At 66.2% G+C, this 20,215-nt stretch carries 20 protein-coding genes; 14 read left to right on the top strand and 6 right to left on the bottom strand.

What is annotated here, in order from left to right; all coding sequences use genetic code 11:
- Positions 1–47 precede the first annotated feature (47 nt).
- The gene (gene dnaK / locus ACSQ86_RS19585; protein ID WP_093103199.1) at positions 48–1,982 is read left to right on the top strand and encodes a molecular chaperone DnaK; all 1,935 of its coding nucleotides are present in this window, start codon (positions 48–50) and stop codon (positions 1,980–1,982) included.
- A gap of 81 nt (positions 1,983–2,063) precedes the next feature.
- On the top strand, positions 2,064–3,197 hold the full coding sequence (gene dnaJ / locus ACSQ86_RS19590; RefSeq protein ID WP_093103197.1) for a molecular chaperone DnaJ: 1,134 nt from the start codon (positions 2,064–2,066) through the stop codon (positions 3,195–3,197).
- A 10-nt stretch (positions 3,198–3,207) separates the two neighbouring features.
- Here dnaJ and ACSQ86_RS19595 read toward each other — a convergent pair whose 3' ends face one another.
- The 3 genes from ACSQ86_RS19595 to ACSQ86_RS19605 all read right to left on the bottom strand — a co-directional run bounded on the left by ACSQ86_RS19595 (position 3,208) and on the right by ACSQ86_RS19605 (position 5,672).
- Positions 3,208–3,897 carry a molybdate ABC transporter substrate-binding protein gene (locus ACSQ86_RS19595; protein ID WP_436309463.1) on the bottom strand — a complete coding sequence of 230 codons (690 nt, stop codon included), beginning with the start codon at positions 3,895–3,897 and terminating at the stop codon, positions 3,208–3,210.
- Complete coding sequence (locus ACSQ86_RS19600; protein ID WP_436304727.1) at positions 3,894–4,892, bottom strand: tripartite tricarboxylate transporter substrate binding protein; 999 nt, start codon at positions 4,890–4,892, stop codon at positions 3,894–3,896. Before ACSQ86_RS19600 ends, ACSQ86_RS19595 begins: the two co-directional genes overlap by 4 nt.
- Before the next feature lie 108 nt (positions 4,893–5,000).
- The gene (locus tag ACSQ86_RS19605) at positions 5,001–5,672 is read right to left on the bottom strand and encodes a FadR/GntR family transcriptional regulator (protein WP_436291042.1); all 672 of its coding nucleotides are present in this window, start codon (positions 5,670–5,672) and stop codon (positions 5,001–5,003) included.
- A gap of 121 nt (positions 5,673–5,793) precedes the next feature.
- Here ACSQ86_RS19605 and ACSQ86_RS19610 point away from each other — a divergent pair, with 121 nt between their 5' ends.
- The 5 genes from ACSQ86_RS19610 to ACSQ86_RS19630 all read left to right on the top strand — a co-directional run bounded on the left by ACSQ86_RS19610 (position 5,794) and on the right by ACSQ86_RS19630 (position 12,862).
- Entirely contained in the window at positions 5,794–6,663 is an 870-nt protein-coding gene (locus ACSQ86_RS19610; RefSeq protein WP_093103192.1) for a fumarylacetoacetate hydrolase family protein, read from the top strand.
- A gap of 38 nt (positions 6,664–6,701) precedes the next feature.
- A complete protein-coding gene (locus tag ACSQ86_RS19615) occupies positions 6,702–7,688 on the top strand; it encodes a tripartite tricarboxylate transporter substrate binding protein (protein ID WP_436296347.1) in 987 nt (328 codons plus the stop codon).
- A gap of 422 nt (positions 7,689–8,110) precedes the next feature.
- A complete protein-coding gene (locus ACSQ86_RS19620) occupies positions 8,111–10,033 on the top strand; it encodes a PrkA family serine protein kinase (RefSeq protein WP_093103189.1) in 1,923 nt (640 codons plus the stop codon).
- Positions 10,034–10,055: 22 nt separating this feature from the next.
- Complete coding sequence (locus ACSQ86_RS19625; RefSeq protein ID WP_093103188.1) at positions 10,056–11,348, top strand: YeaH/YhbH family protein; 1,293 nt, start codon at positions 10,056–10,058, stop codon at positions 11,346–11,348.
- A complete protein-coding gene (locus ACSQ86_RS19630; RefSeq protein ID WP_436291040.1) occupies positions 11,345–12,862 on the top strand; it encodes a SpoVR family protein in 1,518 nt (505 codons plus the stop codon). Before ACSQ86_RS19625 ends, ACSQ86_RS19630 begins: the two co-directional genes overlap by 4 nt.
- Here the strand turns inward: ACSQ86_RS19630 and ACSQ86_RS19635 are convergent.
- Positions 12,855–13,496 carry a DNA-3-methyladenine glycosylase I gene (locus ACSQ86_RS19635; RefSeq protein WP_436304728.1) on the bottom strand — a complete coding sequence of 214 codons (642 nt, stop codon included), beginning with the start codon at positions 13,494–13,496 and terminating at the stop codon, positions 12,855–12,857. The two genes, ACSQ86_RS19630 and ACSQ86_RS19635, sit on opposite strands and share 8 nt — an antisense overlap.
- A gap of 6 nt (positions 13,497–13,502) precedes the next feature.
- Entirely contained in the window at positions 13,503–13,958 is a 456-nt protein-coding gene (gene aroQ, locus ACSQ86_RS19640; protein ID WP_436291038.1) for a type II 3-dehydroquinate dehydratase, read from the bottom strand.
- Between the two features lie 52 nt (positions 13,959–14,010).
- Between aroQ and ACSQ86_RS19645 the strand changes: the two genes are divergently transcribed.
- From ACSQ86_RS19645 to ACSQ86_RS19675, 7 genes are read left to right on the top strand one after another with little or no spacing between them, the layout of a single operon-like run.
- Positions 14,011–14,985, top strand: a complete 975-nt coding sequence (locus ACSQ86_RS19645; protein ID WP_436309464.1) for an aldo/keto reductase — start codon at positions 14,011–14,013, stop codon at positions 14,983–14,985.
- 12 nt (positions 14,986–14,997) lie between these two features.
- Positions 14,998–15,834, top strand: coding sequence for an amidohydrolase family protein (locus ACSQ86_RS19650; protein WP_436310290.1), 837 nt, complete (start codon positions 14,998–15,000; stop codon positions 15,832–15,834).
- A gap of 45 nt (positions 15,835–15,879) precedes the next feature.
- Positions 15,880–16,989, top strand: a complete 1,110-nt coding sequence (locus ACSQ86_RS19655; RefSeq protein ID WP_093103180.1) for an S-(hydroxymethyl)glutathione dehydrogenase/class III alcohol dehydrogenase — start codon at positions 15,880–15,882, stop codon at positions 16,987–16,989.
- Positions 16,982–17,902, top strand: a complete 921-nt coding sequence (locus ACSQ86_RS19660) for an alpha/beta fold hydrolase (protein ID WP_436309465.1) — start codon at positions 16,982–16,984, stop codon at positions 17,900–17,902. Before ACSQ86_RS19655 ends, ACSQ86_RS19660 begins: the two co-directional genes overlap by 8 nt.
- On the top strand, positions 17,899–18,762 hold the full coding sequence (gene fghA, locus ACSQ86_RS19665) for an S-formylglutathione hydrolase (protein ID WP_436304730.1): 864 nt from the start codon (positions 17,899–17,901) through the stop codon (positions 18,760–18,762). The genes ACSQ86_RS19660 and fghA overlap by 4 nt, the downstream gene beginning before the upstream one ends.
- Positions 18,759–19,109, top strand: coding sequence for a TfoX/Sxy family protein (locus ACSQ86_RS19670; RefSeq protein WP_093103176.1), 351 nt, complete (start codon positions 18,759–18,761; stop codon positions 19,107–19,109). Before fghA ends, ACSQ86_RS19670 begins: the two co-directional genes overlap by 4 nt.
- Positions 19,106–19,717: a 3'-5' exonuclease gene (locus tag ACSQ86_RS19675; protein ID WP_436291032.1), complete on the top strand. Its 612-nt coding sequence runs from the start codon at positions 19,106–19,108 to the stop codon at positions 19,715–19,717. The genes ACSQ86_RS19670 and ACSQ86_RS19675 overlap by 4 nt, the downstream gene beginning before the upstream one ends.
- Here the strand turns inward: ACSQ86_RS19675 and ACSQ86_RS19680 are convergent.
- Positions 19,681–20,214, bottom strand: coding sequence for a gluconokinase (locus ACSQ86_RS19680; RefSeq protein WP_436304731.1), 534 nt, complete (start codon positions 20,212–20,214; stop codon positions 19,681–19,683). The two genes, ACSQ86_RS19675 and ACSQ86_RS19680, sit on opposite strands and share 37 nt — an antisense overlap.
- Position 20,215 lies beyond the last annotated feature (1 nt).

Here is a 20,215-nt window from a genome sequence, read left to right on the forward strand (position 1 = left end):
CACAAGTTCACAACAACATATTTTTCGCATTCAGGAGTAACAACATCATGGCCAAAATCATCGGCATCGACCTCGGCACCACCAACTCGTGCGTGTCGATCATGGAAGGCAACACGACCCGCGTGATCGAGAACTCGGAAGGCGCGCGCACCACGCCGTCGATCGTTGCGTACCAGGAAGACGGCGAAGTGCTGGTCGGCGCCTCGGCCAAGCGCCAGGCCGTCACCAACCCCAAGAACACGATCTACGCCGTCAAGCGCCTGATCGGCCGCAAGTTCGAGGAAAAGGAAGTGCAGAAGGACATCGACCTGATGCCCTACACGATCACCAAGGCCGACAACGGCGATGCCTGGGTCGAAGTGCGCGGCAAGAAGCTCGCTCCCCAGCAGATCAGCGCGGAAATCCTGCGCAAGATGAAGAAGACCGCCGAAGACTACCTCGGCGAGCCCGTCACCGAGGCCGTGATCACCGTCCCCGCCTACTTCAACGACAGCCAGCGCCAGGCCACCAAGGATGCCGGCCGCATCGCCGGGCTGGACGTGAAGCGCATCATCAACGAGCCGACCGCGGCGGCCCTCGCCTTCGGCCTCGACAAGCAGGACAAGGCCGACCGCAAGATCGCCGTGTACGACCTGGGCGGCGGCACCTTCGACATCTCGATCATCGAGATCGCCGATGTCGACGGCGAGAAGCAGTTCGAAGTGCTGTCGACCAACGGCGACACCTTCCTCGGCGGCGAGGACTTCGACCAGCGCGTGATCGACTACATCATCGGCGAGTTCAAGAAGGACCAGGGCGTCGACCTCAGCAAGGACGTGCTCGCGCTGCAGCGCCTGAAGGAAGCGGCCGAGAAGGCCAAGATCGAACTCTCGAACAGCGCGCAGACTGACATCAACCTGCCCTACATCACGGCCGATGCCTCGGGCCCGAAGCATCTGAACATCAAGCTCACGCGCGCCAAGTTCGAATCGCTGGTCGAAGAGCTGATCGAGCGCACCATCGCGCCCTGCCGCACCGCCATCAAGGATGCCGGCGTCAGCGTGAACGACATCAGCGACGTGATCCTGGTCGGCGGCATGACCCGCATGCCCAAGGTGCAGGAGAAGGTGAAGGAATTCTTCGGCAAGGAGCCGCGCAAGGACGTGAACCCCGACGAGGCCGTGGCCGTCGGCGCCGCGATCCAGGGCCAGGTGCTCTCGGGCGACCGCAAGGACGTGCTCTTGCTCGACGTGACCCCGCTGTCGCTCGGCATCGAGACCATGGGCGGCGTGATGACCAAGATGATCACGAAGAACACCACGATCCCGACCAAGTTCGCGCAGACCTTCTCGACCGCGGAAGACAACCAGCCGGCCGTGACGATCAAGGTGTTCCAGGGCGAACGCGAGATCGCCTCGGGCAACAAGCTGCTCGGCGAATTCAACCTCGAAGGCATTCCGCCGGCCGCGCGCGGCACGCCGCAGATCGAGGTGAGCTTCGACATCGATGCCAACGGCATCCTGCACGTCGGCGCCAAGGACAAGGGCACCGGCAAGGAAAACAAGATCACCATCAAGGCGAACTCGGGCCTCTCCGAGGACGAGATCCAGAAGATGGTGAAGGACGCCGAGCTCAACGCCGCCGAGGACAAGAAGAAGGTCGAGCTCGCCCAGGCCCGCAACCAGGGCGAAGCGATGGCGCACAGCGTGAAGAAGTCGCTCGGCGAACACGGCGCGAGCCTGGATGCCGGCGAGAAGGAAAAGATCGAGACCGCCATCAAGGAGTTGGAAGAAGTCCTGAAGGGCGACGACAAGGCAGCGATCGAGGAAAAGACCAACACGCTGATGACGGCCAGCCAGAAGCTCGGCGAGAAAATGTACGCCGACGCCCAGGCGGCCGCCGGGGCCGCGGGCGGCGCGGCGGGCGCTGGCCCGGAAGCTGCAAGCGCTCCAGCCGACGACAACGTGGTCGACGCCGAGGTCAAGGAAGTCAAGAAGGGTTGATTTTTCGACCCTGATGCAAGGCTGGATCTCCTGACAAGGCGGTCCGGCCTTTTTCCGTTTTCGCCCCCAAGCCCACCGACCATGGCCACCAAACGCGACTACTACGAAACCCTCGGCGTCCCGAAGAACGCCAGCGAGGAAGAAATCAAGAAGGCTTATCGCAAGCTCGCGATGAAGCACCATCCCGACCGCAACCATGGCGACACCGGCAAGGAAGCCGAGGCCAAGTTCAAGGAGGTCAAGGAAGCCTACGAGATGCTGTCGGACGCGCAGAAGCGCGCCGCCTACGACCAGTACGGCCATGCGGGCGTCGACCCCAACATGCGCGGCGGGCCGGGCGCGGAAGGCTTCGGCGGCTTCGCGGAAGCCTTCGGCGACATCTTCGGCGACGTGTTCGGCGGCCGCGGCGGCCGCCAGGGCGGGCGCCAGGTGTTCCGCGGCAGCGACCTGAGCTACGCGATGGAAGTCACGCTCGAGGAAGCGGCCGAAGGCAAGGAAGCGCAGATCCGCATCCCGAGCTGGGACGACTGCGGCACCTGCAAGGGCACGGGCGCCAAGCCCGGCACCAAGCCCATCACCTGCACCACCTGCCACGGCCAGGGCGCGGTGCAGATGCGCCAGGGTTTCTTCAGCGTGCAGCAGACCTGCCCGACCTGCCACGGCACCGGCAAGATCATTCCCGAGCCCTGCACCACCTGCCACGGCCAGGGAAAGATCAAGAACAACAAGACGCTCGAGGTCAAGATCCCGGCCGGCATCGACGACGGCATGCGCATCCGCAGCACCGGCAACGGCGAGCCCGGCACCAACGGCGGGCCGCCCGGCGACCTCTATATTGAGATCCGGCTCAAGAAGCACGAACTGTTCGAGCGCGACGGCGACGACCTGCACTGCGTCGTGCCGGTCAGCATCACCACCGCCGCGCTCGGCGGCGAGATCAACGTGCCCACGCTCAAGGGCGCGGCCGCCATCGACATCCCCGACGGCACGCAGAGCGGCAAGCAGTTCCGCCTGCGCGGCAAGGGTGTCAAGGGCGTGCGCTCCAGCTACCCGGGCGACCTCTACTGCCACATCCGCGTGGAGACGCCGGTCAAGCTCACCGAGCACCAGCGCAAGTTGCTGAAAGAACTCGACGAATCGCTCAAGAAGGGCGGCGACAAGCACAGCCCAACCGACAAGGGCTGGTTCGACAAGGCCAAGGAGTTCTTCAGCTGACGGCTCGAGCCTAAGGTTCGAAGCCGCCCTGCTCCCGCAGCGCGCGCGAGCGGGGCCCCGCGATCCATTCGATGAAGCGCCGGGCCGACTCGGGCTCAACGGCGTTGACGCTCGCCGCCGCGGTGTAGACGGTCGCGAGTTCGAAGGCTTCGGGCAAGGCGCCCACCAGCGCGATCCCGGGCGTGTAGTTGATCTCCGTGATCTGCGTGCAGCCGATGGCGCCCGGCTCCGGCGCCGCAGCCAGTGCGCGCATCGCCGTCGCGCCGTTCGGGAAGGTGCGAAGGCGCGGTGACACGATGTCCGCGATCCCCAGCCTGGCCAGCACCGAGGCGAAATGGATGCCCGCGGTCGAGCGCTCGGCGTCGGGGAAATAGATGGCGGTGGCCGCGAGCAGGCTGGCCTTCAGCGCCTCGGGCGTCGCGATGGCGGGCAGCGGCTCGCCGCTTCGCGCGGCGACGCCGGTGCGCACGCGCCCCAGCGCCGCTTCGCTGCCCGGCACCAGCCGGCCGTCGGCCTGCAGTGCCACGACCATCGACGCGGTGACGATCATCACGTCGCAGGGCTCGCCCGCCAGCAGCGCCTCCTTCATCGCACCGACGGCGCCGAAACGGCCTTCCACCTTTTCGCCCGTGGCCTCGAAAAACGCATCCTGCAAGGCCTTGACCAGGCCCTGCGCGGCGCCCGCGCAAAGAAGGTTCATTGGTCGGCCTTGGCGCCGGAGATCTTCACGATGTGGGCCCATTTCTCGATGTCTTCGTTCATGTAGCGGGTGAACTCCACCGGGTTCATGGCCATCGGCGTCGCACCCTGCGCCTTCCACGCGCGCACGACCTCGGGGTTGGACACGATCTTCACGACCTCGGCATTCAGCCGATCGACGACGGCTGCAGGCGTGCCCCGGGGTGCCATCAGGCCGAGCCAGATGGTCGCCTCGTACCGCGGAACGCCGGCCTCGGCGACGGTCGGTACTTCGGGCGTCACGGCGGAGCGCGTCAACCCCGTGGTGGCGATCGCCTTCACCTTGCCGGCGCGCGCATGCTCCACCATCGTCGGCACGGCGTCGAACATCATGTCGACCTGGCCGCCCAGCACATCGGTGCGCGCGCCGGCGCTACCGCGGTAGGGAATGTGCAGGATCGACACACCGGCCATCGCCTTGAAGAGTTCGCCGGCCATGTGATACGGCGTCCCGGGCCCCGACGACGCATAGGACAAGGCACCGGGCTTCGACTTCGCCAGCGCGATCAGCTGGGCCAGATCGTTCACCGGCAAGCCGCTGCGGGTGACGAGCACGAGGTCGGAATAGTTGAGCGCCGCAACCGGCAGGAAGTCGCGCATCAGCTGAAAGGGCTTGTTCGGGATCAGCGACTCGTTGACCGTGTGCGCGTTGGACATCAACAGCAGCGTGTAGCCGTCCGCCGGGCTCTTGGCCACGGCATCGGTGCCGATCACCGAGCCCGCACCGGGCCGGTTGTCCACCACGAAACCCTGGCCGAGCGCTTCCTGGAGCCGCGTGGCGATGAAGCGCGCGTAAACGTCGGCGGGCCCGCCGGCAGCGAAGGGAACGACGATGCGCACGGGGCGCGAGGGGTAATCCTGGGCCGCTGTCCACGGCGCGATCACGAGGAGCAGTGCCGCGGCGACGTACCTCCAGACCGTCTTCTTGAACAGCCAGCCTGCGGCAAGTCTTTTCACGGCCTTCTCCAAGGATTGGTAAGAATTGGTACCAAACAGTGCCAATTGAAAACCAGAATAGCGGCCGCCGGCGAGCGGGTCAATGCGAGGCCGGGTTTGTCCGGGCCCTCAGTACCCCAGCAGGTTGCGACGCACGTGCGTCAGGTGCTCCAGGCAGAGCTGCACGGCGCGCGCGCCGTCGCGGTCCTTGAGCGCGGCGACCAGCTCGCGATGCTCGCGCTGGTAGTCGAGCCGACGCTCCGGCGTCGCGCTGCGGCGCTTGAGCATCCCCCACTCGCTTTGCGCGCGCACCTCGTTCATGCGCTGGAACACGGCCGAGATGAAGGCGTTGTGGGCGGCGCCGGCGATGGCCTCGTGCAGCCTGCCGTCCCATAGCTCGAATTCCTCGAGGCTCGCGGCCGCCTCGCCCCTGTCGCAGCACTCTTCCATCCGGGCGAAATCGGCGGCCGTGGCATTGCCGACCACCATCGCGATGATCGCGGGCTCGAGCACCAGGCGCGCGCTCATCAGTTCGGCAGGACTGGTCGCGAGCGGCGACTCGCCATGGCTGAGCTCCGCGAGCGCCTGCGCAACCGCTTCGCTGACATAGGTCCCGCTGCCCACCGTCTGGGTGATCAAGCCCCGCCCCTTCAGGTCCGCCAGCACGCGGCGCACCGCCCCGCGGCTGAGCCCGAACTGCCCGCACAGTTCGCGCTCGGTCGGCAGGCGATGGCCGGCTCGCCAGGTGCGCGATTTCAGGTTTTCGAGAATGGCTTCCCGCAGGGTCAGGGCGCTGTACACGGTCGCGAAGCTGGGTGGATGAAATGGAGGAGTGCGCCGATCGTATCAACCGCGGCGCGCGCGACGCTATTGTGCACTTGGTACTCGATTGGTAGCATTTGGTCTCCATAAGGAGATCATTTTGCGCATTGCCACCTATCAATATCAAGGCCGGCGCCAGGTCGGCCTGGTCTCGGAAGACGGAGCGACTGTCAGTCCGCTCGAACTCAGCGACGCCCAAGTGCAACGCGGCGCACTGTCCCTGATCGAAGACCGAGCCTCCGGCGCGGCCTTGCCTCCTGCGGGTGCGCCGCTTGCCCTGAGCAAAGTAAGGCTCCAAGCCCCCCTGCCTCTGCCGCGCCGCAACATCTTCTGCGTGGGACGCAACTACCACGCGCACGCCCAGGAGCTGTCGGGCTCGGTCTTCAGGAACAACACGGCCAAAGCCGATGCCTGGCCGATCGTGTTCACCAAGGTGCCGGAATGCGTGATCGGGCCAGAGGACGAGGTCCGGCTGCCGGGCGAGTCGGTGTCGGCGCAGATCGATTACGAAGCCGAGCTGGCCGTGGTCATCGGCAAGGGCGGCCGCAACATCGCGCGCGACGAGGCGCTGTCGCACGTGTTCGGTTACACCATCGTCAACGATGTCACCGCGCGCGACGTGCAGATGCGCCACCAGCAATGGGACCTGGGCAAGTCTTTCGACACCTTCTGCCCCATGGGGCCCTGGATCGTGAGCGCCGACACGCTGGACGGCACGCGCACCCGCGTGCGCTGCTGGGTCAACGGCGAGCTCCGCCAGGATGCGCGGACCACCGACTTCATCTTCGACATTCCGTCGCTGATCGAGACTTGTTCGCGCGGCATCTCCCTGTATCCCGGCGACGTGATCGCCACCGGCACGCCGGCCGGCGTCGGCATGGGACTGTCGCCGCCGCAGTACCTGAAGGCAGGCGACACGGTACGCATCGAGATCGACGGGCTCGGCACGCTGGAAAACCGCTTCGCCTGAAAGCGGACGTACCCATTACAACAAATGGAGACAAGCTCATGCATGCATACCCACACGCGCTGCTGCGCGCCGCGTTCCTCGCGGCCGCCTGCTGCGCCACGGCCATGGCGGCGATCGCGCAGCCAGGCTGGCCCGACAAGCCGATCACGATGGTCGTGCCTTTTCCGCCGGGCGGCGTTGCGGACACGGTGGCACGGCCCGTGGCCGAGGCCTTGTCGCGCGAACTGAAACAATCCGTGATCGTCGAGAACAAGGCCGGCGCAGGCGGCGCGGTAGGGATCGGCTTCGCGGCCCGCGCACCAGCCGACGGCTACACCGTGCTGCTGAGCCTGTCCTCGATCTCCATCCTGCCGGAGGCCGACGCCATCCTCGAGCGCAAGCCTGCCTACCAGACGAGCCAGTTCAAGCCGATCGCGCGCTTCACCGCCGATCCGACGGTCCTGGTCGTGCGCGCGGACGCGCCGTGGAAGACGCTGGCGGAGTTCATCGCCGACGCGCGCGCCAAGCCCGGCGCTTACAACTACGGCAGCTCGGGCAACTACGGCACGATGCACGTGCCGATGGAGATGCTGAAGAATGCGGCCGGCTTCCGCATGACCCACATCCCCTACACCGGCGCGGGGCCCGCCGTGGTCGCGCTGCTCGCGGGGCAGGTCGATGCGGTCGCGAGCGGACCGTCGACCGTGGTCCAGCAGATCAAGGCCGGCAAGCTGCGCGCACTCGCGCACTGGGGCGAGCGCCCGTTGGCTGCGCTGCCCGAGATACCGAGCTTCGAGCAGTCGGGGTTCAGGGTGAAGTTCGCGCAGTGGTCGGGACTTTTCGTTCCCGCCGCCACGCCGGACGACATCGTGCGGCGGCTGCGCGCGGCCTCGGCCAAGGCCGCCGCGGACCCGGCGGTGGCGCAGGTCATCGAGAAGGCGGGCAGTCCCATCGCCTACCTCGACGCTCCGGAGTTCCAGTCGTACTGGAACGCCGATGCCGCCATGATGACCGAGGCCGTCCGGAAGATCGGCAAGGTCGAGTAGCGGCAGGCTGTTTTCCTCGCGGCCGTTCGAGCAACCGGCCTACTACTGATGCTTTCACGTCGCGCGTAGCCTATAACCAAGGGCGGGGCGTTGTATCCCGACTGCTGTTTCAAGGCATATGAAAAGAACCTGCGTGCACGATCGACGAAGAGCCTGCCCCGGGCCGACTTCGCGCGTCACACATTTTTCGGTCGATCTGACTAATGCTTCCGGTTTCTCGTTGGAACTTTTAAACAACGCGCCAATTCTTATTTGAAAAGCAATTTGCTGGACGCGCTCTTTGTTCTATGCTTTGACCAAGTTCCTGCTTGAGGAGTGAATCCGAAGCGTGCACACCATACCTGGCACCATTCCTGCGAACGATGCAACGTGTGCAGCACGGAAACTCCGGGCAGCGCCCCGCTGACTCGATGGAGGTGTCTATGGATGTCGTCAGTAACTTCGCCGCCCGCTACGAGCGGACCCGCGAAGAGGTCCTGTCCCTGCAGGAATATCTTGAGATCTGCAAGCGCGAGCCCGGGGCTTACGCGACGGCCGCCGAGCGCATGCTCCAGGCGATCGGGGAACCCGAGTTGGTCGACACGCGCAACGACCCGCGCCTGTCGCGCATCTTCGCCAACAAGGTCATCAAGATCTACCCTGCGTTCAGGGAGTTCTATGGCATGGAAGATGCAATCGAGCAGGTGGTCTCGTACTTCCGGCACGCCGCACAGGGCCTGGAAGAGAAGAAACAGATCCTCTACCTGCTCGGTCCCGTCGGCGGGGGCAAGAGCTCGATCGCGGAGCGCCTGAAGCAGCTGATGGAGCAGGTGCCCTTCTATTCGATCAAGGGATCGCCGGTCAACGAGTCGCCGCTCGGTCTCTTCGACGCCGCGGAAGACGGGGAGATCCTCGAGAAGGAATACGGCATCCCGCGCCGCTACCTGCAGCGCATCCTGTCGCCCTGGGCCGTGAAGCGGCTCGAGGAGTACGGCGGCGACATCCGGCAGTTCCAGATCGTCAAGCGCTATCCCTCGGTGCTGCGGCAGATCGCCGTGGCCAAGACCGAGCCGGGCGACGAGAACAACCAGGACATCTCCTCGCTGGTCGGCAAGATCGACATCCGCAAGCTCGAGACCTTCGCGCAGGACGACCCCGACGCCTACGCCTACTCCGGCGGCCTGTGCCTGGCCAACCAGGGCCTGCTGGAATTCGTCGAGATGTTCAAGGCGCCCATCAAGGTGCTGCATCCGCTCCTGACCGCCACGCAGGAAGGCAACTTCAAGGGCACCGAAGGCTTCGGCGCCATTCCCTTCGACGGCATCGTGCTGGCCCACAGCAACGAAAGCGAATGGAAGGCCTTCCGCAACAACAAGAACAACGAGGCTTTCCTCGACCGAATCTACATCGTCAAGGTGCCGTACTGCCTGCGCGTCTCCGAAGAGATCAAGATCTACGAGAAGCTGGTGCGCAACTCCTCGCTCTCGCTGGCGCCCTGCGCGCCCGGAACGATGCGCATGATGGCCCAGTTCTCGGTGCTGACGCGGCTCAAGGAGCCGGAGAACTCCAGCATCTTCAGCAAGATGCAGGTCTACGACGGCGACAACCTCAAGGACACCGATCCCAAGGCCAAGTCGATCCAGGAGTACCGCGACTACGCCGGCGTCGACGAGGGCATGAGCGGCGTATCGACCCGCTTCGCGTTCAAGATCATCTCCAAGGTCTTCAACTTCGACAGCAGCGAGGTTGCCGCCAATCCGGTGCACCTCATGTATGTGCTCGAACAGCAGATCGAGCGCGAGCAGTTCGCGCCCGAGACCGAGCAGAAGTACCTCTCCTACATCAAGGAGCTGATGGCGCCGCGCTATGCGGAGTTCATCGGCAAGGAGATCCAGACCGCCTACCTGGAAAGCTACTCCGAGTACGGCCAGAACATCTTCGATCGCTACGTGACCTACGCCGACTACTGGATCCAGGACCAGGAGTACCGCGACCAGGACACCGGCGAAGTCTTCGACCGCGGCTCGCTCAACGCCGAGCTCGAGAAGATCGAAAAGCCCGCGGGCATCAGCAATCCCAAGGACTTCCGCAACGAGATCGTCAACTTCGTGCTGCGCGCGCGCGCCGGCAACGCGGGCAAAAACCCGCTATGGACCAGCTACGAGAAGCTGCGCACGGTGATCGAGAAGAAGATGTTCTCCAACACCGAAGAGCTCCTGCCCGTCATCAGCTTCAATGCCAAGAGCAGTGCCGACGAGCTGAAGAAGCACGAGGATTTCGTCAACCGCATGGTGCAGAAGGGTTACACCGCCAAGCAGGTCCGCCTGTTGTGTGAGTGGTATCTGCGCGTTCGCAAGAGCTCATGATGAGCTGAAAGGAGTTCCTGCCGTGGCCATGCTGCAGCAGATCATCGACCGCCGTCTGTCGGGGAAGAACAAGTCCATCGGCAACCGCGAGCGTTTCCTGCGGCGTTATCGCGAGCAGATCGGCGAAGCCGTGCGGCGCGCCGTCAGCGGCCGCAGCATTCGCGATCTCGAGCAGGGCGAGGACATCACCTTGCCCAAGCGCGATGTCTCCGAGCCAGTGTTCGGCCATGGCCAGGGCGGCGACCGCGAGTACGTGCATCCCGGCAATCGCGAGTACGTCAAGGGCGACCGCATCGAGCGGCCGCAGCAGGGCGGCGGCGGCGCGGGCAGCGGCTCGCAGGCCGGCGATGGCGAAGGCGGCGAAGACGACTTCGTCTTCCGCCTCACCAAGGAAGAGTTCATGCGGGTCTTCTTCGAGGACCTCGCCCTGCCCCACCTGATCCGCACCCAGCTGGCCGAGGTGCCGGAATGGAAGACCCACCGCGCCGGCTTCACCAGCGACGGCATGCCCACCAACCTGCACGTCGTGCGCTCCATGCGCGGCGCGCTGGCGCGGCGCATCGCGCTCGGCGGCGCCCCGCGGCGCGAGATCCGCGAACTCGAGGCGCACCTGCTGCACCTCAAGCGCAGCCCGCGCGCGGCGGATGCGCTGGTGCAGCGCGAGATCCGCGAAACCGAAGCCCTGCTCGAGGAGCTTCGCGCCAAGGCCAAGCACGTGCCCTACCTGGACCCGATCGACCTGCGCTACCGCAACCGCGTCAGGGTGCCGGTGCCCTCGGCCAAGGCGGTGATGTTCTGCCTGATGGACGTGTCGGGCTCGATGGACGAAGCGCGCAAGGACATGTCGAAGCGCTTCTTCATGCTGCTGTACCTGTTCCTGACCCGGCACTACGAGAAGATCGAACTGGTGTTCATCCGCCACCACACCCAGGCCAGCGAGGTGAGCGAAGAGGAGTTCTTCCATGCCACCGAAACCGGCGGCACCGTGGTTTCCAGCGCGCTGACGCTGATGCACGAGATCGTCCGCGCGCGGTTCCCGAGCAACGAATGGAACATCTACGGCGCCCAGGCCAGCGACGGCGACAACTGGCACCAAGACAGCGGCCGCTGCCGCGAGCTGCTGACCGATCATCTGCTGCCGCTGGTGCGCTACTACGCCTACGTGCAGGTCGCCGACGCCGAGCAGAACATGTGGGAGGAATACAGCCAGCTGGTTGAAACCCACAAGAACTTCGCGATGCGCAAGGTGGCCGATGCGCAGGACATCTACCCGGTGTTCCGCGACCTGTTCAAGAAAGAGGGGGTGCCGGCGTGAACGCAAAGAAACGAGAGCCCCTGCCCAGCCCCTCGGACTGGACCTTCGAACTGATCGAGCGCTACCACGGCGAGATCGCCCGCGTGGCGCGCGGTTACAAGCTCGACACCTACGCCAACCAGCTCGAGATCATCACGGCCGAGCAGATGATGGACGCCTACGCCTCGGTGGGCATGCCGGTCATCTACCGCCACTGGTCCTACGGCAAGCAGTTCATCTCGACCGAAAAGAACTACCGTCGCGGCCACATGGGCCTGGCCTATGAAATCGTCATCAACTCCGACCCCTGCATCGCCTACCTGATGGAAGAGAACACCATGGCGATGCAGGCCCTGGTGATCGCCCATGCCGCCTACGGCCACAACAGCTTCTTCAAGGGCAACTACCTCTTCAAGATGTGGACGGACGCCTCGTCCATCATCGACTACCTGGTCTACGCCAGGAACTACATCAGCGAATGCGAGGAGCGCCATGGCGTGGCGGCTGTCGAAGACCTGCTCGACTCCTGCCACGCGCTGATGAACCATGGCGTGGACCGCTATCGCCGCCCGCAGAAACTGTCGCTGAACCAGGAACAGGTGCGCCGCGAGGAACGCGAGCACCATCTCCAGCAGCAGGTCAACGACCTCTGGCGCACCCTGCCCCGGAAAAGCGGGCGCAGCGCCGAGGACGAAGAGGCCGCCAAGCGCTTTCCGTCCGAGCCACAGGAGAACCTGCTCTATTTCATCGAGAAAAATGCACCATTGTTGGACCCCTGGCAACGCGAAGTGGTGCGTATCGTGCGCAAAATCGGGCAGTACTTCTATCCGCAGCGCCAGACGCAGGTCATGAACGAGGGCTGGGCCACCTTCTGGCACTACACCCTGCTCAATACGCTGTACGACGAAGGCCTTTTGGCCGACGGTTTCATGATGGAGTGGCTGCAGTCGCACACCAATGTGGTGTTTCAGCCGCCGGTCGGCCACCGCGCCTACAGCGGCATCAATCCCTATGCGCTGGGTTTTGCGATGTACACCGACTTGCGGCGCATTTGCGAAAACCCGACCGAGGAAGACAAGCGCTGGTTCCCCGACATGGCCGGCTCGCCGTGGCTGACATCGCTGGATTACGCCATGCGCAATTTCAAGGACGAGAGCTTCGTCGGCCAATTCCTTTCGCCCAAATTGATGCGCGACTTCCGCTTTTTCGCGATCCGCGACAAGGAGGGCGAGCCCGAGCTCGAGGTGTCGGCCATCCACGACGACAGCGGCTACCGCCAGCTGCGCGAATCGCTGTCGCGCCAGTACGACCTCAACCACCGCGAGCCCAACATCCAGGTCTGGAGCGTCAACCTGCGCGGCGACCGCGCGCTCACGCTGCGCCACACGCAGCACAACGACCGCCCGCTGCACGACGATGCGCAGGAGGTGCTCAAGCATGTCGCCCGCCTCTGGGGCTTCGACGTGCATCTCGAGAGCGTCGACAGCCAGGGCCGGGTGAACCACCGGAAAGTGGCCGGCCCGCAAGCTACCTAGGGCGCGGCATCCGAAGCTTCGCGCGCGCCGCCAGCGCCAGTTCGCGCGCGTGGCAATCCTCGACGTGGTCGTTGACCAGCCCCATGGCCTGCATGAAGGCGTAGACCGTCGTCGGGCCGACGAAGCTCCAGCCCCTCTTCTTCAGGTCCTTCGACATCGCCACCGATTCGGGCGACGTGCTCATGGCCTGCAAGGCTTTCTGCGTGATGCGGCGCGGCCGCGATGCCGGGTCGGGCTCGAAGCCCCATGCGTAGGCCGCCAGCGAACCGAATTCCTCGCGCAGCTCCAGCACGCGTTGCGCGTTGTTGATGGCCGACTCGATCTTGCCGCGGTGCCGCACAATGCCTGCATCGCCGAGCAGCCGTTCCACATCCTTGGGGCCGAAGCGCGCGACGCGCTCGGCATCGAACTCGGCGAAGCCGCGCCGGAAGGCTTCGCGCTTGTTGAGGATGGTGAGCCAGCTCAGCCCGGCCTGGAAACCCTCGAGGCACAGCTTCTCGAACAACCGCCGGTCGTCCGTGACCGGGAAGCCCCATTCCTTGTCGTGGTAGTGCTGGTAGGCCGGCGTGGATTCGCACCAGCGGCAGCGCAGCGTGCCGTCGGCGCCGGCGAAAAGCCCCGGAGACACTGGCATCGGCGACTACGCCGCTTCGCTCACGCGCACCAGCGCTTCGATCGCGAGCGGATAGCCCTTGACGCCGAAGCCGACGATGATGCCGCGCGCCGCCGGCGAGATGTAGGAATGGTGGCGAAATTCCTCGCGCGCATGCACGTTCGAGATGTGCAGCTCGACCAGCGGCACGCTCGCGCCCTTGATCGCATCGTGCAGCGCGATCGAGGTGTGGGTGTAGGCGCCGGGATTCATCACCACGCCGAACATGCGGCCGGCGGCAACCTCTCGGCCGGCCTCGTGGATCCAGTCGATCAGCTGGCCTTCGTGGTTCGATTGGCGGCACTCGATCTCGACGCCGAGCTTCGCGCCCGCCTCCTGGCACATGCGCTCGACGTCGGCCAGGGTTTCGTAGCCGTACTGCGCGGGCTCGCGCGTTCCGAGCAGGTTGAGATTGGGACCGTTGAGGACGAGGATCTTTTTCATGGCCCGTTTGTAGCAGGTGTTCGCCAGGGCAGCTACCGCCGAGAATGCAGGCGTGAACGACACCCTTTTCGAACGACTCGCCGGCCCGCTGCGCCTGGGTCTGGGCGGCGCGCCGCTGGGCAATCTCTTTGCGCCGCTCGACGACGAAAGCGCCGAGCGCACCATCGAGGAAGCCTGGCGACAGGGCCTGCGCTACTTCGACACCGCCCCGCTCTACGGCCACGGCCTCAGCGAACAGCGCCTGGGCCGCGTGCTCGGGAAGCAGCCGCGCGACAGCTTCGCACTGTCGACCAAGGTCGGCCGCCTGCTGCGTCCCGACCCGGCCGCGCCCGAGGAGCGCGACGGCTATGTGCAAGGCCTCCCGTTCGCGCCGCACTTCGACTACGGCTTCGACGGCGCGATGCGATCGATCGAAGAGAGCCTGGAGCGCCTGGGCCTGGCGCGCATCGACATCGCCTTCATCCACGACATCGACCGCCACACCCATGGCGAGCAGCAGCCCGAGCGCTTTCGCGAAGCGATGACAGGCGCCTACCGCGCGCTCGACCGCCTGCGCGCCGAAGGCGTGCTCGGCGCGATCGGCATCGGCGTCAACGAGTGGGAGGTGTGCCGCGATGCGATGGCCGCGGGCGACTTCGATTGCATGATGCTGGCCGGCCGCTACACCCTGCTCGATGCTTCGGCCGCGCGCGAATTGGTTCCGCTGTGCGTCGCGCGCAAGGTCCGCCTGATCCTGGCTGGTGTCTTCAACTCCGGCATCCTCGCGAGCGGCAGCACGTCCAATGCGCACTTCGACTACCGGCCTGCGCCACCCGCCGTGCGCGAGCACGTCGAGCGCCTCGCCGGCATCTGCGCAGGCTTCGGCGTTGCGCTGCCGGCCGCGGCGCTGCAGTTCGCGCTGGCCTGCCCTTGCGCGGCCGCCGTGGTGGTCGGTGCGCGCAGCCCCGCGGAGATCACGCAGAGCGTGGCGCACAGCCAGGTGCCCATTCCCGCGGCACTGTGGGACGCGCTGGCCAGGGAACACTGAGCCATGGCGGCGATCCGCATCGACGCCCACCAGCATTACTGGTCGCTCGCGCATCGTGACTACGGCTGGCTGCAGGACACGCCGGCGCTGCACGCGCTCTATCGCGACTTCTCGCCCGAAGACCTCGCACCGCTCCTGGACCGCGCGGGCATCGACGGCACGGTGCTGATCCAGGCCGCGCCGAGCGAGGCAGAAACTTGGCGGCTGCTGGCTCTGGCCGCACAACCCGCCAGCCGGGTGCGCGCGGTCGTCGGCTGGACCGATCTGGACGCGGCCGACGCGCCGCAGCGCATCCGCCGCCTCGCGCAGGAGCCGCTCTTCAAGGGATTGCGCCCCATGCTGCAGGACATCGCCGATCCGAACTGGATCCTCGGCGCGCAGTTGCAGCCTGCCATCGAGACCATGACCGAGCTGGATCTCAGCCTGGACTTCCTGATCAAGCCGCAGCAGCTCGACGCCGCACTGGCTTTCGCGCTGCAGCACCCGAATTTGCGCATGGTCATCGACCACGCCGCCAAGCCCGACATCGCTGGTGGAGCCTTCGCGCCCTGGGCCACGCAGATCGCGCGTTTCGGCAAGCAGACGCAGGCGTGCTGCAAGCTCTCGGGCCTCGCCACGGAGGCGGGGCCGGGCTGGGACGCAGACGCGTTGCGTCCCTATGTCGATCACCTGCTGGCCTGCTTCGGTCCCTCGCGCCTGATGTGGGGAAGCGACTGGCCCGTGCTCGAGCTGGCAGGCGACTACCTGCAATGGGAGGCCGTGTCCAGGGAATTGCTCAAAGCCCTCCCGCCATCCGAACAAGAGCAGGTATGGGGCACGAACGCGGCGGGCTTCTATGGCATAAAGTGACGCGCGGGGACCGTCCTCCGCGCCTCTCCACTTCCTGCTCTCCCCATGAAAACCAAAGCCGCCGTCGCCTGGAAATCCGCCGCTCCTCTGTCCATCGAAACCGTCGACCTCGAAGGTCCGAAGTTCGGCGAGGTGCTGGTCGAGATCAAGGCCACCGGCATCTGCCACACCGACTACTACACGCTCTCGGGCGCCGATCCCGAAGGCATCTTCCCGGCCATCCTCGGCCACGAAGGCGCGGGCATCGTGGTCGACGTCGGCCCCGGCGTCACGACGCTCAAGAAAGGCGATCACGTCATTCCGCTCTACACGCCCGAATGCCGCCAGTGCAAGTTCTGCCTCTCGCGCAAGACCAACCTGTGCCAGCTGATCCGCGGCACCCAGGGCAAGGGCCTGATGCCCGACGCCACCAGCCGCTTCAGCCTGGACGGCAAGCCCATCTTCCACTACATGGGCACCAGCACCTTCAGCAACTACACGGTCGCGCCCGAGATCTCGCTGGCCAAGATCCGTGAGGATGCGCCCTTCGACAAGGTCTGCTACATCGGCTGCGGCGTCACCACCGGCATCGGCGCCGTGATCTTCACCGCCAAGGTGGAAGCCGGCGCCAACGTGGTGGTGTTCGGCCTCGGCGGCATCGGGCTCAACGTGATCCAGGGCGCGAAGATGGTGGGCGCCGACAAGATCATCGGCGTCGACCTGAACCCTGCCCGCGAGGCGATGGCGCGCAAGTTCGGCATGACGCACTTCATCAACCCCAAGGACACCGAGAACGTGGTCGATGCTGTTCAGCAGCTCACCGACGGCGGCGCCGACTACAGCTTCGAGTGCATCGGCAACACGAAGGTGATGCGCCAGGCGCTCGAATGCACGCACAAGGGCTGGGGCCGCAGCATCATCATCGGCGTGGCCGAGGCCGGCGCCGAGATCAGCACGCGACCCTTCCAGCTGGTCACCGGCCGCAAGTGGGAAGGCTCGGCCTTCGGCGGCGCGCGCGGGCGCACCGACGTGCCGAAGATCGTCGACTGGTACATGGAGAACAAGATCAACATCGACGACCTGATCACCCACACCATGCCGCTGGAGGACATCAACAAGGGCTTCGACCTGATGAAGCGCGGCGAGTCGATCCGGGGCGTGGTGCTCTATGAATGAAAACGCTCTGGGCAGCCTGCGCCGCGTGCAGGCCGGCGTGCTCAAGGTCGCCTTCCACGAAAGCGGTCCGGCCGATGGCCCGCCGGTGCTGCTGCTGCACGGCTTTCCCTACGACGTGCAGTCCTACGTCGAGGTGGCGCCGCAGCTCGCGGCCGAGGGCTGCCGCGTCGTCGTGCCCTACCTGCGCGGCTTCGGCCCGACCCAGTTCGCCGACGCGGGCACGCCGCGATCGGGCGAGCAGGCCGCGATCGGCGCCGACGTGCGGGACCTGCTCGATGCGCTGGCCATCCCGCGCGCGGTGCTCGCGGGCTACGACTGGGGCGGAACCGCGGCCTGCGTGGCCGCGGCGCTGTGGCCCGAGCGCTGCACGGGCCTGATCTCGGTCAACAGCTACAAGATCCAGAACATCGCGGCGGCGCGGCAGCCCATCTCGCCGGAAAACGAGGCGCGGTACTGGTACCAGTATTACTTCCACGCCGAGCGCGGCCGCGCCGGCCTGGCGCAGAACCGGCGCGCGCTGTGCAAGCTGCTGTGGCGCATGTGGTCGCCGATCTGGCAGTTCGACGACGCGACCTACGAGCGCAGCGCGGCGGCCTTCGACAACCCCGATTTCGTCGACATCGTGATCCACTCCTACTGCCACCGCCATGGCCTGGCGGCCGGCGACCCGGCGTACGCGGCCCTGGAGGCCCGCCTCGCAGAGCAGCCGGACATCAGCGTGCCGAGCATCACCTTCGACGGCACCGACGACGGCGTGATGCCGGTCAGCGGCACGGCCGACCACGGCCACCATTTCATCGGCCGGCACGAGCACCGCGTCGTGCAGGGCGCCGGCCACAACCTGCCGCAGGAAAAACCGCAGGCCTTCGTCGATGCCGTGCGCGATCTCGTGCATGGCAACATCGGCCGATGACCGACAGCCTGAAGACCCTCTCCGAACACCGCTGCTTCGGCGGCATGCAAAGCTTTCACGAGCACGCCTCGCGCGAAATCGGGCTGCCGATGCGCTTCTCGGTGTTCCTGCCTCCGCAAGCGGAACAGGGCCCGGTGCCGGCCCTGATGTACCTCGCGGGCCTGACCTGCAACGAGGAGACCTTCATGGTCAAGGCCGGCGCGCAGCGCATGGCCGCCGAGCTGGGCCTGGCGTTGATCGCGCCCGACACCAGCCCGCGCGGCGCCGCCGTCGAGAGCCTGCCCGGCGCGAGTGCGAGCTGGGACTTCGGCATCGGCGCCGGCTTCTACCTCGACGCCACCGAGGCGCCATGGGCGCAGCACTGGCGCATGGAAAGCTACCTGGTCCATGAACTGCTGCCGCTGATCGCGCAAGCCCTGCCGATCGACGGGCAGCGCATCGGCCTCTTCGGCCACTCGATGGGCGGCCATGGCGCGTTCACCCTGGCGCTGCGGCATCCGGGTCGCTTCAAGTCGCTCTCGGCCCTTGCGCCGATCTGCGCGCCGACGCAGTGCCCGTGGGGCGAGAAGGCTTTCGGCGGCTACCTCGGCGCCGAGCGCAGCGCCTGGCTCGCCCACGATGCCTGCGCGCTGATGCAGTCGCAGACCGCACCGCCCTACCCGGCCGGCATCCTGGTCGACCAGGGCCTGGCCGACAAATTCCTGGCAGAACAGCTGCATCCGCACCTGTTCGAGGCCGCCTGTCGCGCAGCGGGCCAGCCGCTCCAACTGCGCCGACACGCCGGCTACGACCATGGCTACTACTTCATCCAGAGCTTCATGGCGGACCACCTGCGCCACCATGCCGGGGCATTGACTTGAGCGAGTTCGTCCGGAGTCTGCACGAGGTCTTCGAGCGCTTCGGCCGCATCGAAGCCAGGCGCATGTTCGGCGGCCACGGCATCTACCACGAGGGGCGCATGTTCGCGCTGGTGGCGCGCGACACGCTCTACCTCAAGGCCGACCCGCAAAGCGTCGCGCATTTCGACCGGCTGCGATTGCCGGCTTTCGAATACACGAGGAACGGGAAGACCATGCAGACGTCCTACCGGGAAGCGCCGGCCGAGGTGTTCGACGACCGCGACGAGGCCGCGCTGTGGGCCCGGCGCGCCTGGGAAGCCGCCTTGCGATCCGGCACCGCGCCAAAGAAACGATCGAAAGCACCATGACCGGAATGCCGCCCCCGCTGCCCGAACGCGAGCAGATCGCGCTGCTCGAAGTCTTCGAAGGCCTGGGCCTGCAGCAGATCCACGTGGTCGACACGACGCAAAAGGCCGAACAGGCCGTCGCGGCGCTGCGAGCCAGCGGCGTGGTCGGCTTCGATACCGAATCCAAGCCAACCTTCGCGAAGTTCGAGGTCTCGGGCGGCCCGCACGTGCTGCAGTTCGCGACGCGCGATGCGGCCTGGCTCTTCCAGCTGCACCGCAGCGAGTTCCACGAGGTCCTGGCCGGGCTGCTCGCCTCGACCGAACTGACCAAGGTCGGCTTCGGCCTCTCTTCCGACCTGAGCCTGATCCGGCAGCGCTTCGGCATCGAGCCGCAGGCCGTCTTCGATCTGGACACCGAGTTCCGCCGCCGCGGCTACCGAAAGTCGGTCGGCGTGAAGACGGCCGTGGCGCTGGTGTTCGACCGCCGCTTCGTGAAGTCGCGCAAGGCCACCACCTCGAACTGGGCCCACAAGCAGCTGACCGATGCGCAGCTGCGCTACGCGGCCAACGATGCCTACGCGGCGATCCGCGTTTACGAGGCGCTGGGGCTCACGCCGCCGGCGCGCTGATCCTGCTGCAGCCAGGCCCGGACCTGCTCCACGAGCCGGTCCAGCGGCGCCGACGCATCGACGGCCAGTACCCCCGGCTCCCCGACCGGCGATTCGAGGGTCGCGAACTGATTGGCGACCAGGCTGGCCGGGAACATGTGCTCCGCCGCGCGCGCCGCGACACGGCGTTCGGCCTCCTCGCGTGACAGATCCATGAACACGAAGCGCAGCCCCGGGGCCGCGGCGCGCAGCCGCTCGCGGTAGTCGCGCTTGAGCGCCGAGCAGGTCAGCACCGCACCCTGCCGGTGGCCGGCGAGTTCCCGACCCAGCGTGGCCAGCCAGCCGGTGCGGTCGGCATCGGCGAGCGCAATGCCGGCGCGCATCTTCTCGACATTGGCCGGCGGATGAAAGTCATCGCCCTCGATCAGCGGCAATGTGAACTCGGCGGCCAGCGCCGCACCCAGGCTCGACTTGCCGCAGCCCGAGACCCCCATGACAACGATCCAGAAACGATCCATG

It is taken from the genome of Variovorax sp. LjRoot130 (assembly GCF_964253755.1).
In the GTDB taxonomy this organism is placed as follows: domain Bacteria; phylum Pseudomonadota; class Gammaproteobacteria; order Burkholderiales; family Burkholderiaceae_C; genus Variovorax.